The organism is Janthinobacterium amylolyticum, assembly GCF_051380655.1.
Classification (GTDB): Bacteria; Pseudomonadota; Gammaproteobacteria; order Burkholderiales; family Burkholderiaceae_D; genus Janthinobacterium.
The window spans coordinates 376,197-391,120 of record NZ_JBNYXL010000005.1 but is presented as its reverse complement, the minus strand read 5'-3'; the positions used below and the strand labels follow the sequence as shown (position 1 = coordinate 391,120).

The window sequence follows — 14,924 nt, the reverse complement described above, 5'->3', positions numbered from 1 at the left end:
GCCGTCATTTGTGCGCGATGCGCCCGGGCGCCAGGCGGCCCGCCGACAGCAGCACGACGATGCAGACGACGGAGGTGATCAGCACCAGGGTGTTGGCGACGTCGTCCTGGCCCGCCTGCACGGCTTCATACACGGCGACGGACAAAGTCTGCGTCTTGCCGGGAATGCTGCCGGCCACCATCAGGGTGGCGCCAAACTCGCCCAGCGCGCGCACAAAGCCCAGCAGCACGCCGGCCAGGATGCCGCGCCAGGCCAGCGGCAAGGTGACGCGGAAAAAGATCGCCATTTCCGAGATGCCCAGCACGCGGGCGGCCTGTTCCAGCTGGCCATCGACGGCTTCGAAGGCGGCGCGCGCCGGCTTGAAGACGAGGGGAAACGCCACCACCGTGGAAGCGATCACGGCGCCTTGCCACGTAAAAATCAGGTTGATGCCGAAGTTGTCCTGCAGCCAGATACCCAGGGTGCCGCGCCGGCCCAGCAGGACCAGCAGGTAGTAGCCAAGCACGGTAGGCGGCATCACCATGGGCAGGGTCAAGAGGGCGTCGAGCAGTTCGCGCCCGGGAAAGCGCGTGCGCGCCAGCAGATAGCCCGTGCCGATGCCGAGCAGCAAATTGAGCGCCGTGGCCCACGCCGCCACTTTCAGCGACAGGGCCAGCGCGGTCCAGGCGATATCCATGTGCAGTCGTTTGCTTTATGGCTTTTTAAAACCGTACTTGGCGAGGATGGCTTGCGCCGGCGCCGTCTGCAAATAGCTGACGAAACGCTTGGCTTCGGCCGCATTGCCGCTATCCTTGATGGTGGCGATCGGGTACAGCACGGGCGCGTCCAGCGGCACTTCCAGCACCACGTTGACTTTATCCTTCATGATGGCCGCATCGGTGGCATAGACAAAGCCCGCATCGACTTCGCCGCGCGCCACGTAATCGAGCGACTGGCGCACGTTCTGCGTGCCGATAGCCTTCGGCTGCACGGCATCCCACAGCTTGGCCTTTTTCAATGCGCCTTCGGAGTAGCGGCCGACGGGCACGCTGGCCGGGTTGGCGATGGCCACGCGCGTCACGCCCTTCTGCGTCAGGTCCGTCAGGCTCTTGATGCCCAGCTTGCTGTCGTGCGGCACGATCAGCACCAGGCTGTTGCTGACGAAGTCCTGGCGGTCGGCCGGCAGCACCAGGCCCTGCTTTTGCGCCGCATCCATGGTTTCCTGGTCGGCCGAGGCAAACACGTCGACAGGCGCGCCCTTGACGATCTGCTGCAGCAGCACGCCCGAGGCGGCGAAGTTCAAGGACACCTTGCTGCCCGGATACTGCGCCTCATACCCGTGCGCCGCATCCTTGAACGCATTCGTCAGGCTGGCCGCGGCCGACACCACCACTTCGCCGGCAAGGGCGGACGAGGCGGCGGTGGCAAAGAGGGCGGCGCCGAGCAGTTTGGCGAGGGAGGTGAGGCGCATGATCGTATCCTTAATGAGAAGAGAACCAGGCCCGTAATATACACCGATATATAACGTTCTGCCATGCAGCAAGTCAAGGCTGTGCCATGCCAATTTCCTGATATACTGTATATAAACACAGTATATCGAGGCAGCCATGGAATTGACGGACAAGCTGGAAATCCTGGCCGATGCGGCCAAGTACGACGCTTCCTGCGCCAGCAGCGGCGCGCCCAGGCGCGATTCCATCGGCAAGGAGGGCTTTGGCGCCACCTCGGGCATGGGCATTTGCCACAGCTATACGCCGGACGGACGCTGCGTCTCGCTGCTCAAGATCCTGCTGACGAATTACTGCCTGTACGATTGCCAGTACTGCGTCAACCGCCGCACGTCGAACGTGCCGCGCGCGCGCTTTACGGTGGCCGAAGTGGTGAAACTGACGGCCGACTTTTACCTGCGCAATTACATCGACGGCCTGTTCCTCAGTTCCGGCATCATCCAGTCGGCCGACTACACGATGGAACAACTGGTGCAGGTGGCGCGCGAATTGCGCGAGGTGCATCAGTTCCGCGGCTACATCCATTTGAAAACCATCCCTGACGCCGATCCCGCGCTGATCGCCCAGGCGGGCCGCTATGCCGACCGGCTCAGCGTCAACATCGAATTGCCGACACAAGACAGCGTGCAAAAGCTGGCGCCGGAAAAAAGCGTGCATACGATCAAGCTGGCGATGGGTTCCATCCGCCGCAAGCTCGATGAAAAGGCCGAGGAGCCAAAGTCGCCGCGCTTCGCGCCGGCCGGGCAAAGCACGCAGATGATCGTCGGCGCCGACGCCAGCGACGACCAGCAGATTCTCTCCACGGCCGAAACCCTGTACGGCAGCTACAAGCTCAAGCGCGTGTACTACTCGGCCTTCAGCCCGATTCCCGACAGCCCGAAAAGCGTGCCGCTGGCGCCGCCACCCATGCTGCGCGAACACCGTTTATATCAAGCCGACTTTTTGCTGCGCAGCTATGGTTTCCAGGCCAGCGAATTGCTGCCCGCCACGGGCGGCAACCTGGCGCTCGATATCGACCCGAAATTGGCGTGGGCGCTGGCGCACCGCGAACACTTTCCGCTGGACTTGAACCGCGCCGCGCAGCACATGATCGCCCGCGTGCCCGGCATCGGCCTGCGCAATGCCCAGCGCATCATCGACCTGCGCCGCCTGCGGCAGGTGCGCTACGCCGATTTGTCGCGCCTGCGCTGCAGCATGAAGAAAATCGCCCCCTTCATCATCACGGCCGATTACTTTCCGGCGCGCGACACCACCACTTCGGAACAGCTGCGCCGCGCCATGGCCGAAGCGCCACAACAGATGAACCTGTGGCCGGAGCTGCAGGCCGCATGAGCGCGATGGTGCGGCTGGCGCAGTGCTTCGACGAGTGGCGCGCGGCCGCGCGCGAGCTGATCGCGCTCCGGGTGCCGCCGGCGCACGTGCAATGGCAGTCGCGCCCCGGCGAAGGCGACCTGTTTTCCGCCGCGCCAGAGGCAACGGATGCGAACGCTCCCCAGTTGCGCCTGCCGCGCCAGCTGGTGGAGCTGCTGCAGACGGCCGCCTGTTTCAACGTGGCTGACCGCTGGGCCTTTTTGTACCAGGTGCTCTGGCGCTGGCAGCAGGGCCAGCACGACGTGATCTCGCCTGCAGACGCGGATGGCGCGCGCCTGCACGCCATGGTCAAGGCCGTGCACCGCGAGGAGCACGACATGCATGCGTATGTGCGCTTTCGCGAGCGGGCGGAAAGCGCGGGCGCGCCCCGCTTTGTCGCCTGGTTCGAACCCGTGCACGAGGTACTGCCGCAAGTGGCGCGCCACTTCGCGCGCCGCATGGGATCGACCAGCTGGATGATCGCCACGCCCGCCGCCAGCATGCTGTGGGACGGCAGCGCCTTGCATGCGGGACCGGCCCTGATGAGCGGCGCGGCCGATATCGACGACGCGGGCGAAGCCCTTTGGCTGACCTACTACCGCAGCATTTTCAACCCCGCACGCGTGAATGCCGACTTGCTGCACAGCCATATCCCCTCGCGCTTCTGGAAAAATTTGCCGGAAGGCGCCATCGTGCCCGCCATGCTGAGCAGCGCCGCCAACGGCGAGCGCCGCACGGGCCAGACGGCCAGCGTGGGCCAGCGCAGCGGCGCGGCCATGATCCCGATAGCCGCCGAACGTGCCCAGCCCGTGCGCGACCTGCCCACCACCCTGGACCAGTGCCGCCGCTGCGCACTGTGGCAGCACGCCACGCAAGCCGTGCCCGGCATTGGTCCGGTGCAGGCACGCATCATGCTGGTAGGCGAGCAGCCGGGCGACCAGGAAGACCTGGCGGGCTTGCCGTTTGTCGGCCCGGCCGGCGCGCTGCTCGAGCAGGCGATGCAGGAAGCGGGCATGGCGCGCGACAGCGTGTATGTGACCAACGCCGTCAAGCATTTCAAGTGGGAACCACGTGGCAAGCGTCGCCTGCACAAGACGCCCGCACAGCGCGAAATCCTCGCCTGCCACGGCTGGCTGGAAGAGGAGATACAGCGTGTCCAGCCCCAGGTGATCGTCGCGCTCGGCAGCACGGCGCTCAAGTCCCTGCTGCAGGATGGCGCGGCCAGCATGACGCCGCTGATCGGCACGCCGATCGAGAGTGACGGGCGCTGGATAGTGAGCGTATATCACCCGTCATACGTGCTGCGCGCCCCCGATGAGGCGAGCCGGCGGCAGGCGTATCGGGTGATTGTCGATGGCTTGAAGCGGGCGACAATGTTGCTGGAAGGCGTCGTAGAGAACGGGAACGCAGCCGTCAGTCACTGAGGAATTTGCAGAGAAAGTTGGCGGACAAGCGATAGCGCGCAGTCGTCAATGCTGATACAGGTGATCTGTCCACCTCTCGCATGTGGCTTGCGAATAGCTATTCAACTCGCAAAAAACGCGTTCTTTTCTCTTACAGCAATAACAGCTTCCACCATATGACGCCCATTCCGATGCCTGCGATAGCGAAAAAAGCGCCATGCTTGCGCCATCCGAGCCACACCAGCGCGCCAAGAATGGCGTAGAAAATCACATTGGCTGCCATCGAAAACAAGAAGTATGTTGTTTCAGCTACCGATTCCTGGGTCGAAACAAACGCCATCAATGATGTCGGCCATAACAGCAGCATCAGCTTGAACACGATGAACTGCAAATCTGAGTGGACACTGCGATCAAGAAAATGCCATATGACACGAAAAAGAAAAGGAATAAGCAATCCACCCAAGGAAAAAATGGCGACTATTCCTGCAAATGATTTCATGACCCCGTCCCGGATTAGCACTGCACTATGTAAAGCGGCTCTGCTCTCTCATCAAACCCGGACCTGGCACCATCATCATTCGTGCGCAGCCTCCCGGACATCGCCAGCCGTGGTATTGCCTGTCAGCCCTATGCACAGGCCAAGAAACATCGCGCCTGCGCGCGGTATGGAAAGCGGTGCCGTCACTCAGGACGTCGGCGCCGGTACTTCCCGCCCCTCGTCGCGCCGCGCATAGCGCTGCGCGATCACGGCGCAGATCATCAACTGGATCTGGTGGAACAGCATCAGCGGCAGGATCACCATGCCCAGCGAGTGGGTGGCAAACAGCACCTTGGCCATCGGCACGCCGCTGGCCAGGCTTTTCTTCGAGCCGCAGAAAACGATGGCGATCTCGTCTTCCTTGGAAAAGCCCAGGCGGCGGCTGATGAAGGTCATCAGGCCCAGCACCAGCGCCAGCAGCACGATGCTGAACACGCCCAGGGCGACCAGCGTTTCCACGGAAATCGTATGCCACAGGCCTTCACTGACGGCTTCGCTGAAGGCCGTGTAGACCACCAGCAGGATCGAGCCCTGGTCGACGAATTTCAGCATGGCCTTGTGGCGGTCCACCCAGCGGCCGATCCAGCGGCGCAGGAACTGGCCGGCGAGGAAGGGCAGCAGCAACTGCATGACGATGGAGAGCACCGCATCGACGGACGACTTGCTTTCCGCGCCTTTCGCCACCAGCAAGCCCACCAGGATGGGGGCGAGGAAGATGCCGATGAAATTCGAGGCCGAGGCGCTGCAGATGGCAGCCGGCACATTGCCGCGCGCCATGGCCGTCAGGGCGATCGACGATTGCACGGTCGATGGCAGGGCGCACAGGAACAGAATGCCCACGTACAGCTCGGGCGTGAGGAAGGTCAGCGCCAGCGGGCGCAGGGCCAGGCCCAGCAGGGGGAACAGGATGAAGGTGCTGGCCAGCACCAGCAGGTGCAGGCGCCAGTGCATGATGCCGGCCACCACGGCTTCACGCGACAGCTTGGCGCCGTGCAGGAAGAACAGGGCGCCGATGGCGACGGTGGTGATATTGCCGAAGACCACGGCCGTCTGGCCCGTGCAGGGCAGGAAACTGGCCAGCGCCACGGTGACGAGCAGGGCGATGGTAAAGTTATCGGGTTTCAGATTGCGCAGCAGGGCGGTAGGAGAGAAAGAAGACATGCAGTAGCCTGGTAGCGGCGCAGCCGTGCAACACTGTGCCGTGGATGACAAAAAGCGCCGGGAACGGCGCCAGTGCCAGCTATTCTACCCTCATTGCCCAGCTCCTTGCCTGACGGCATGGCCTGGCTTTCGGCGCAAAGCGCGCGGGCAAAAAAAATGCCCTGTCCGCAGACAGGGCAACCCGGAGTAAAGTACAGCGCGAGGGATTAACCTGCGGCTTTGACTTTCAGCTCGTTCTTGATTTCTTTCACGCCGCTCACGGAAGCGACGATCTGCACGACGCGGTCACCCGCTTCGGCGCTCGGCACGTCGCCCGACAGGACCACGACGCCTTGCTGGGTTGCTACCTTGACTGGCAGGGCAGCGGCTTGCGCATCGGCGCTCAGGGCGGCCTTGGCCGAGGAAGTGATGGTTTCATCAGGGACGGCTGCGGCAGCGTTGGCGGCCACGACGGTGTCAGCAGGAGCTTGTGCTTTTGGTGCGGAGTCAGCTGCATGCGAAGCGGTGATCGAGGCGCCCGACAGAACGATAGCGGCAACCAGGGTATTGAACAGTTTCGATGTTTGCATGGTAGTTCCTCTCAATGAAGTTAAAAGCTTCTTACTTGGTTAAAGCAACACTTTGGAGCGTCACATCTACCCATACAGCAAGCACCGTGCCAGCTTTTAATTTTCATTAAAAATCAACGACTTACATTCACCGCCAGTTTTTTCAGCGCGTTTCAGACGGATCTGGCCGGAAAAAAGCGGCTTTTTGTCGCCCGGCAGCGACAGGATATGGCAACAATATCAATGTTTTTTTATAGGTCGTTGATTATTAAGCCTTTATTTTTGTCGCTATTCAGCGACAGGGTCGCCATCGGCGCGGAACAGGGCCGGCGTCAGCTCGTATTTCTGCAGCAAGCGGTAGAACTCCGTGCGGTTGCGGTCGGCCAGGCGGGCCGCGTCGGCCACGTTGCCATCCGTCAGGCGCAGCAATTGAATCAGGTAGTCGCGCTCGAAGCGCTGCTTGGCTTCGTTGTAGCTGAGCGCTTCCAGCGACGGCACGCGCAGCGCCCGCTGCACCAGGCTCAAGGGCACCAGCGGCGCCGTGGCCAGCGCGCACACTTGCTCGACGACATTGACCAGCTGGCGCACATTGCCGGGCCATGGCGCGGCCACCAGGGCCGTGAGGGCATCGGGCGCAAAGCCGTTCAGCGGCTTCTGGTACTTGGCGGCCAGTTTCTGCAAGAAATGGTTGGCCAGCAGGGCGATGTCTTCGCGCCGCTCGGCCAGCGGCGGCAGGGTCAAGGTGACGACGTTGAGGCGGTAATACAGGTCTTCGCGAAATTGCCCTTCCGCCATGGCCACATCCAGGTCGCGGTGCGTGGCCGACAGCAGGCGCACGTCCACCGGACGCGTCTGGTCGGCGCCGACGGGGCGCACGGCCCGCTCCTGCAGCACGCGCAGCAGTTTTACTTGCAGCGGCAGCGGCATGTCGCCGATCTCATCCAAAAACAGGGTGCCGCCATCGGCCGCCTGGAACAGGCCTTCGCGGTTGCCGACGGCGCCCGTAAACGATCCCTTCACGTGGCCGAACAATTCCGATTCCAGCAACTGCTCGGGGATGGCGCCGCAGTTGACGGCGATAAACGGCGCCTTGGCGCGGCGGCTGGCGTTGTGCAGCGCGCGCGCCAGCAATTCCTTGCCCGTGCCGCTGGGGCCGCGGATCAGGATGCTCGCATCGGACCCCGCCACCAGCTTGGCTTCGGCCAGCAATTCGGCCATCTGCGAACTGCGGCTGATCAGCTCGGCACGCCAGCTCTCGTCACCGGGCGCCGGCGCCGGCATCACGGTGGACAGGTTGACGGCATACGCCACCTTTTCCATGAGCGACTTGCCATCGAACGGTTTTGTCAGGTAGGCAAAGGCGCCGCGCGCCGTGGCCTCGACGGCGTCGGGAATGGTGCCGTGGGCCGTGAGCAATATCACCGGCAGGGCCGCATGCTGGCGGCGGATTTCATCGAACAGGGCCAGGCCGTCGCGGCCGGGCAATTGCACATCAGTAATGACGAGGGCCGGCAATTCCACGGCCAGGCGCGCCAGCGCCGCTTCCGCGCTGCCGACGGCCGTGACGCGGTAATTGCCCGCTTGCAAACGGATGGTCAGCAGGCGCAGCAGGTCGGGATCGTCGTCAACCAATAGGATGTGGGCGTGTTCGCTCATTTCGGCGCTCCCGCGGCAGGGCGCACGGACAGGCTGCGCTCGATATTCTTTAGCGCTTCGAGTTTTTCATTGAGCAAGTCGATGCGCCGCTGGGCGTCGCGCAGTTGCGCGTTGAGCTTGTCGATGCTGTCTTCCTGGCGGCGCAGTTCCGCATACTGGCTGCTGAGCAATTGCGCCAGCGGCGCCAGCAGTTGCGCGTCCTTGCCTGTTGCCGTCAGCAACGGTTCCAGCAGCGCCTGCGCGCGGGCCAGGTCGCCCGTGCCGCGCACGGCCGCATGCAGCATGGCGCGGCGGATGGTGTTCTGCGGCGCATGCTCGGCCTTGGCCAGGTCCGCTTGCGCCTTCGCCAGTTCCGATGGCGTCATCAGGCGCAAGGCGCTCTGGTACGCCAGCAGATCGGTGAGCTGGGGATCGGCCACCACCACCACGCGGGGCGGCGTTTGCACCAGCACGGGCGTCTGTCTGGCGGGCTGGGTGGCGCATGCGCTCAATAGCAGCGCACTGGCGGCCATGGCGGCCACGGAAATTCTCGTCATCATAAAGGCAGTTCTATCCGAAAATGTGCGCCGGCCTGGCGCGGTAAAAGAGTGACGCTGCCGTCGTGGGCGGCGATGTATTCGCGCACGATGGACAGGCCGATGCCATTGCCGTTGCGCGCCCCGGTAGCCTGGCGCACGCCCTGGTAAAACGGCTCGAAGATACGCTCGGCATCCTCGGGTGCCACGCCGGCGCCCTCGTCGCTGCAGTCGATGCGCGCGCGGCCCGCCACGGCGGACAAGCTAAAGCGCACGGTGCCGCCTTCCGGGCTGAAGCGCACGGCGTTCGACAGGATGTTCGCCAGGGCGGTCGCCAGCTTGTCGCGGTCGGCCTGCACGATCAGGGACTCGCCCGCCACATCGACCGTCAGGCGGCGCGCCTGCCATTGCAGGCGCTGGCCCGCCACCACATCTTGCAGCAGGACCAGCAAGTCCACCTTGCTGTGCGCCAGGTGCTGGGCGTCAAAAGCGGCGGTATTGTAGCGCAGCAAGTCTTCAATCTGGGTTTGCAGCGACGCCGTGTTTTGCTGCAGGATGCCGGCGATCTCGCGCTGGCCATCGCTGAGCTTGCCGGCCACCTCGTCTTCCAGCAGGGCCACGCCTTCGCGCAGGGCCGCCAGCGGGGTTTTCAATTCATGCGAAATATGGCGCAAAAAACGTTCCTTGTCCGCGTCCAGGTCGGCCAGGCGCTGGCGCAGCCAGTCCAGCTGCTGGCCCAGGCGGCGCGTATCGGCCGGGCCGCCCACGACGATGGGCTGGTCGTAGCGCTTGTCGCCCAGGCGTTCGATGGCCGTCTTGATGCGGCGCAGCGGGCGCGACAATAAAAAGCCGAAGCAGGTGGCCAGCACGGCCGCCAGCACGACGGCGCCGATGACCAGCGCCCCCAGCATGCCGCGCTGGCGCTCCAGCTCGACCAGCAGGGCGTCGTTGCGGCTGCCGATTTCCGTCTTGCTCTCGCGCGCCAAGGTGTCATTGATCTGCGTCATGCGGGCAAATGCGCGATACACAACAGCGTGGCCATCGCGCTTGCGGCGCTTGCCGGCTTGTAAAACTTCCCACGCCGCCTGCGCCTGCGCCGTCCACTCGTCGGCCAGCTGCGTGGCGAACTCGGGTGTCGCGCCGTTCAGCACTTGCAGGGCCGCCTGCGCTTCCGTGCGGGCGGCCGCGTAGCGTTCGCGGAAGACGGGGTCGTCCAGCACGAGGAATTGGCGCGCGCTGCGCTCCATGGCCAGGGTGCGCTCGGACAGGCGCTGCGACTGTTCCGTCAGGGTAATGGCTTGCGCCGCCGTCTCGCGTCCCAGCCGCGCCAGGTGTTCCAGGGTCAGCAGGGCTTGCACGGAGGTGGCCGTCAAGATGCCTGCCGTCAGGATGAAGGCGGCGAATAACAATTGGCGAAAAGAAAGTCTGGACAAGATACGGCCTTCGGTTCAGTCAGCAAGGGGGAAAAGGCGCATGGTACGCTAAGCTTGCGGACGGGGTCGCCACCTGTCTGGAAGTGGCCTATATGACAATATTCCATCCCGCTGTTGCTTTTCCGGCCGCCAGGCAGCCGTCTATCAGCGCCTGGCGGCGGCGTGACGACACTCCTAGTACAATAGGGAAAAACTTTACACAGGCATCAAAGTGGCGCCCGCTCTGGCATTTCGCCGCTTTGCCCCCAGATGTAATGCACGTCTACCGCAATCCGAATCACCTACCGAAGAGATCCCATACCGCATGAGCACATTTGAAAAAGTCAGCAGCAACTTCATTCCAGTCTTGCAGGCGACCATCGAGCAGTATGTCGACCCGGCAACGGGCATGCGCCATATCCACATGCATACCGAGCAGGCTGAAATGGTGTTCCTGGTGGCCTTTCCCACTGTGCCTGAAGTGAGCGATGGCCGCGCGCACATCCTGGAACATCTGGCCTTGTGCGGCTCGGCCCGCTACCCGGTGCGCGACCCCTTCTTCTCGATGCTGCGCCGCTCGACGGCCACCTTCATGAATGCGATGACCTATCCGGACCGCACCGTGTACCCGTTCGCCAGCACCGACCGCAAGGATTTCTTCAACCTGCTCGACGTGTACCTGGATGCGGCCTTCTTCCCCAACCTCGATTACCTGAACTTCCGCCAGGAAGGCTGGCGCCATGCGTTCGAGGGCGACAAGCTGGTGTACCAGGGCATCGTCTTCAATGAAATGAAGGGCGCTTTCAACAGCCCCATGCGCGCGCTCGACAGCGGCATCGCCAGCACCTTGCTCAAAGGCACGACATACGAAGTGGAGTCGGGCGGCGACCCATTGGTCATCCCGGAACTGACGCATGAGATGCTGAAGGAATTCCACGCCAGCCACTACCACCCTTCGCAAGCCGTCATCATGACGTCCGGCAATATCGAAGCGTCGGCGGTGCAGGAACAAGTGGCCGAACGCGTGCTGTCCAAGCTCAGCGGCTTTAGCCCGCGCCGCCTGCCGCAACTGGCGCCCGCCTGGACGGCGCCGCAGGAAAACACCGTCAACATTCCGTCGCAGGAAGCGCGCGACGATGAATTCGGCCTGCAGTTCGCCTGGCTGATGGGCGAGTCGAGCGACCCGATCGCCTACTACCATGCGCATTTGCTGTCGCACGGCTTGCTCGGCGAATCGTCGGCGCCCGTCATGCGCGCCATGGAATCGGCCGGCTATGGCCGTCCATCGGACATGAATGGCCGCGACGCGGGCATCCGCCAGATGGTGTTCCACATCGGCATGGAAGGTTTAACCAAAGAACAGATCGCCGACGCGCACCAGCGCATCTGGACGGCGCTCGAAGAAACGGCGCAAGAGGGCATTCCCGCCGCCGTGCTGCACGCCGCCTTGCGCGACATCAAATACAGCCAGCGCGAAATCAGCAGCGGCCGCATGCCTTACGGCCTGGGCCGCTTGCTGCACGCCTTGCCGCTGGCCATGTATGGCGGCGACGTCATGGATGCCTTCGACAATGCGGCCATCCTGGAAACCCTGGAGCAGCAGATCGACGATCCTGAATTCTTCAAGCAGCTGGTGCGCGAGCTGATCGCCAATCCCACCCGTTTGACGACGCACGTGGTGCCCGATGCCGCTTATTTCACGGACCGTGCCGCGCAGGAAGACGCCAAGCTGGCGGCCCTGCAGGCGGGCCTGACGGACGCCGAACGCGAACACATCATCGCCGAGTCCGCCGCGCTGGAAGCGCACCAGCAGCTGCCATCGAATTCCGAGGTCTTGCCGCGCATCCGCCCTGGCGACGTCAGCCCGCTGCCGCGCCCGGCACTGCCGATTCCACCGGCCGTCGACGGCGCCGTGGCCTTCAGCATTGCCTCGAACGGCATCAGCTATGCCAACGTGCTGTACGACGTGTCGGGCTTGCCGGAAGCGTCGTGGCCATGGCTGCGCCTGTACACGGACCTGGCGCCGGAACTGGGCGTGGGGGACATGTCGTTCGACGACGCCAGCGCCTGGCGCCAGAGCATGGTGCCATCGTTCCACATCGGCCTGGAAGCCATTCCCCGCCCGCAACAAGCGATGCGCGTGGAATTGTCGTTCTCGGCCAGCGGCTTGCGCGAAGAACACGCGGCGATTGCCGCCGTACTGTCGGCCTGGATCGCCAAGCCCCGCTTCGATGAAGAAGAGCGTCTGGCTTTCCTGATCGAAAGCCTGGTGCAGGACAAACTCTCCAGCCTGGCCGAATCGGGCAACCGCTACGCCATGCTGGCCTCGATGGCGCCGCTGTCGCCCACGCGCCGTTTCGACGACATCGTCGGCGGCCCGGCCGCGCTGCCGTTCTACCGCCGTTTGCAGCAGCTGAGCAAGACGTCGGCCGGCTTGCAGGAAATCGCCCGCGAACTCGACACCCTGCACGCGCACATCATCGCCCAGCAGCCAACCGTGCTGTGCGCGGGACTGGAGCAGGACGGCCTCATCCTGGCCCGCCTGCTGGCATTGCCGGCAGCCAGCACCGACGCTGCCGCGCCAGCCATTGCCGCCGCAGCTGCTACCTTGCCGCTGGCCAACACAGCCCTGCATGCGACGAGCCAGATCAACCATTGCTTCGTTTCCTGGGCCGTGCCTGGCGTGCACAATCCCGACGCCTCGGCCCTGGCCGTGGCCGCCGAGCTGATGACCAACCAGGTGCTGCATACGGCCCTGCGCGAAAAAGGCGGCGCGTATGGCGGCAGCGCCAGCTACGCGGCCGGCGCCGGCACGTTCACACTGAGTTCCTACCGCGATCCGCGCCTGGCCGGCACCTATGCCGACTTCGGCACGACCCTGGACCAGATCCTCGACGGCGACTTCTCGCAAGAGCAGGTCGAGGAAGCCATCATCTGCGTCATCAAGGGCCTCGACAAGCCGCACTCGCCGTACGCGGAAGCGCTGACGGCGTGGAACATGCAGCAACGGGGCACGACGGAAGCCGTGCGCCAGCAATTCCGCACCGGCGTGCTGAACTGCACCCTGGCGCAGATCAAGACGGTGACGCGCACCTGGCTGAAAAATGGCCAGGCTAGCCGCGCCGCATTCGCAGGCAACACGACGCAGGACCTGGCCGGGCTGGAAGTGGTGGATCTGCTGGCGCTGGCCAGCTAAGGCGTGGGCTTAACAAGTGTTTTGACTTGGCTGTTGCATCGCCTGACAAAACCGTAGCGAGCGGCAGTGATTTGTGGCCGAGAAGCGCAACCGTACTCTAGTACGGTGAGCATCGCCGGCCGCAAAGCGCGACGCGCAGTAGGTTTGGTCAGGCGTTTCCAGATACGGCGTTCGGCTCCATGAACATCAGCTCCCACTGATGCCCGTCCGGGTCCTGGAAACTATGCCCGTACATGAAGCCGAAATCCATCGGCTCCTTGTAGATGCTGCCGCCCGCCTTGACGGCCTTGGCCACCAGCTCGTCGACTTCGCCACGGCTCTCGGCCGACAGGCATACCAGCACTTCCGTCGCCACCGTGGTATCGCACAACTGCTTGGGCGTGAACTGCCTGAATTTGTCGTGCGTGAGCAGCATGACGAAGATGTCGTCGGCGACGATCATGCAAGTTGCCGTTTCATCGGTGAAATGGGCATTGAAGCTGAAGCCCAGCGCCGTGAAGAATGCGACGGAACGTTCCAGCGACTGGACGGGCAGATTGACAAAGATTTTGCGGGCCATCATGTCTCCTTGTGGGTCGTATCAATGAATGCTGCCCACCGATTCTACACCGGCTGTTTACGCGCCCGCGCGCCCCACGCTCTTCGGCACATGGCCGAAATAGCGGGTAAAGGCGGCGCTGAAATTGGACGGGTGGCGGTAGCCCGTTTGCCATCCCGCCTGCGCCACCTGGCAACCATTTTCCAGCAGTAACTTTGCCCGGTGCATGCGCAGCGCCAGCAGGGTGCGCTGCGGACTGTCGCCATAACGGTACTTCCAGCCCTGCTTGAACTTGAACAGGCTCAAGCCCACTTGCGCGCACAGGTAATCGAGCGTCAGCGCCTGCGCCATCTGCTCCTGCATCAGCGCATGCGCGCGTTCGAGCCTGGCGATATCGGCATCGGTCCAGCGCGGTACGGGCACGGGCGCCGGCTGCAAGCCGCGCAACTGTTCCGCCAGCAGACTGAGCACGCCAATATGCACGGCCAACGGGTCCGTCGCGCGCAGCAGCGCGCGCGCATGCAGGGCGGACGCTGCCGTAGTAGCGGCATGCGCCAGCTGGCGCGCGCCATCGTGGGGCAGCAAGGACGACAGCCCCGGCTGCCCATAGCGCGCCAGTGCCTGCTCGTCGACCAGCACGCGCAATTGCGCCGCCCGCTGCTGCGCCTCGAAACGCCGTTCGCCGCTGGTATGGCGAAACACCGTCACCGTCGTATGGCCGCCCTGGAAACGCAACTGTCCGCCATCGCGCGTGGTGTAGCCGGAAGTTCCTTCCAGGCCGATGGTGATCACCATGCCGCCCGCATCATCGTGGTTCGACTGCTCGACAAGCGCGTGCCGTGGGCGGTAATCGGAATGCACGAGCAGCAAGCCCTGGTCCACCTGGCGCTGGTCGGCGCGGCAATCGTCCATCCCGTGGCCCAGCTGGCGCCGCGTCCAGCCTGCCGCTTCCCTGTCGTATTCCATCTTCGCTTCCCCTCTTTTCTCGCGCACCGTCGCGCATACGAAATGCACCGCCGCGCATACAAATGCAAATGATAATTATTCTCATTATTCCATAAAATACCTTGCAGCACACCGCGCCATGCACCTCGCTATTTACTTCGCCGAAAGGAAGCAC

The 14,924-nt window shown here is 63.7% G+C and carries 13 protein-coding genes; 3 read left to right on the top strand and 10 right to left on the bottom strand.

The genetic code is table 11. The annotated features are described in order from the left end of the window. Nucleotides 1–4 precede the first annotated feature (4 nt). Together modB and modA are read right to left on the bottom strand one after the other, a co-directional pair. On the bottom strand, nucleotides 5–676 hold the full coding sequence (modB, locus tag ACQ4WR_RS13260) for a molybdate ABC transporter permease subunit (RefSeq protein WP_436487749.1): 672 nt from the start codon (nucleotides 674–676) through the stop codon (nucleotides 5–7). Between the two features lie 15 nt (nucleotides 677–691). Further along, nucleotides 692–1,450: a molybdate ABC transporter substrate-binding protein gene (gene modA / locus ACQ4WR_RS13255; RefSeq protein ID WP_102293079.1), complete on the bottom strand. Its 759-nt coding sequence runs from the start codon at nucleotides 1,448–1,450 to the stop codon at nucleotides 692–694. Nucleotides 1,451–1,586: 136 nt separating this feature from the next. Between modA and ACQ4WR_RS13250 the strand changes: the two genes are divergently transcribed. Both ACQ4WR_RS13250 and ACQ4WR_RS13245 read left to right on the top strand, forming a co-directional pair. Continuing rightward, a complete protein-coding gene (locus ACQ4WR_RS13250) occupies nucleotides 1,587–2,819 on the top strand; it encodes a putative DNA modification/repair radical SAM protein (RefSeq protein WP_436487747.1) in 1,233 nt (410 codons plus the stop codon). Beyond that, nucleotides 2,816–4,261, top strand: coding sequence for a UdgX family uracil-DNA binding protein (locus ACQ4WR_RS13245; protein ID WP_436487745.1), 1,446 nt, complete (start codon nucleotides 2,816–2,818; stop codon nucleotides 4,259–4,261). Before ACQ4WR_RS13250 ends, ACQ4WR_RS13245 begins: the two co-directional genes overlap by 4 nt. A gap of 130 nt (nucleotides 4,262–4,391) precedes the next feature. On the opposite strand, the gene ACQ4WR_RS13240 is transcribed toward ACQ4WR_RS13245, so the two are convergent. The 6 genes from ACQ4WR_RS13240 to ACQ4WR_RS13215 form a co-directional block, all read right to left on the bottom strand. After that, nucleotides 4,392–4,739 carry a hypothetical protein gene (locus ACQ4WR_RS13240; RefSeq protein WP_436487743.1) on the bottom strand — a complete coding sequence of 116 codons (348 nt, stop codon included), beginning with the start codon at nucleotides 4,737–4,739 and terminating at the stop codon, nucleotides 4,392–4,394. A gap of 186 nt (nucleotides 4,740–4,925) precedes the next feature. After that, nucleotides 4,926–5,939: a bile acid:sodium symporter family protein gene (locus ACQ4WR_RS13235; RefSeq protein WP_102293075.1), complete on the bottom strand. Its 1,014-nt coding sequence runs from the start codon at nucleotides 5,937–5,939 to the stop codon at nucleotides 4,926–4,928. A 206-nt stretch (nucleotides 5,940–6,145) separates the two neighbouring features. Further along, nucleotides 6,146–6,508, bottom strand: coding sequence for a BON domain-containing protein (locus tag ACQ4WR_RS13230; RefSeq protein WP_034752546.1), 363 nt, complete (start codon nucleotides 6,506–6,508; stop codon nucleotides 6,146–6,148). A gap of 267 nt (nucleotides 6,509–6,775) precedes the next feature. Then, complete coding sequence (locus ACQ4WR_RS13225; RefSeq protein ID WP_436487741.1) at nucleotides 6,776–8,143, bottom strand: sigma 54-interacting transcriptional regulator; 1,368 nt, start codon at nucleotides 8,141–8,143, stop codon at nucleotides 6,776–6,778. Next, the gene (locus tag ACQ4WR_RS13220) at nucleotides 8,140–8,682 is read right to left on the bottom strand and encodes a hypothetical protein (protein ID WP_436487739.1); all 543 of its coding nucleotides are present in this window, start codon (nucleotides 8,680–8,682) and stop codon (nucleotides 8,140–8,142) included. The genes ACQ4WR_RS13225 and ACQ4WR_RS13220 overlap by 4 nt, the downstream gene beginning before the upstream one ends. After that, nucleotides 8,679–10,091, bottom strand: a complete 1,413-nt coding sequence (locus ACQ4WR_RS13215; RefSeq protein WP_102293073.1) for a HAMP domain-containing sensor histidine kinase — start codon at nucleotides 10,089–10,091, stop codon at nucleotides 8,679–8,681. Before ACQ4WR_RS13215 ends, ACQ4WR_RS13220 begins: the two co-directional genes overlap by 4 nt. A 304-nt stretch (nucleotides 10,092–10,395) precedes the next feature. On the opposite strand from ACQ4WR_RS13215, the gene ACQ4WR_RS13210 reads away from it, so the two are divergent. Next, a complete protein-coding gene (locus ACQ4WR_RS13210) occupies nucleotides 10,396–13,266 on the top strand; it encodes an insulinase family protein (protein ID WP_436487737.1) in 2,871 nt (956 codons plus the stop codon). Nucleotides 13,267–13,414: 148 nt separating this feature from the next. Here the strand turns inward: ACQ4WR_RS13210 and ACQ4WR_RS13205 are convergent, their stop codons facing one another. Next, nucleotides 13,415–13,825, bottom strand: a complete 411-nt coding sequence (locus tag ACQ4WR_RS13205) for a VOC family protein (protein WP_102293097.1) — start codon at nucleotides 13,823–13,825, stop codon at nucleotides 13,415–13,417. 57 nt (nucleotides 13,826–13,882) lie between these two features. After that, complete coding sequence (locus ACQ4WR_RS13200; RefSeq protein WP_436487736.1) at nucleotides 13,883–14,770, bottom strand: helix-turn-helix domain-containing protein; 888 nt, start codon at nucleotides 14,768–14,770, stop codon at nucleotides 13,883–13,885. Nucleotides 14,771–14,924: the final 154 nt, after the last annotated feature.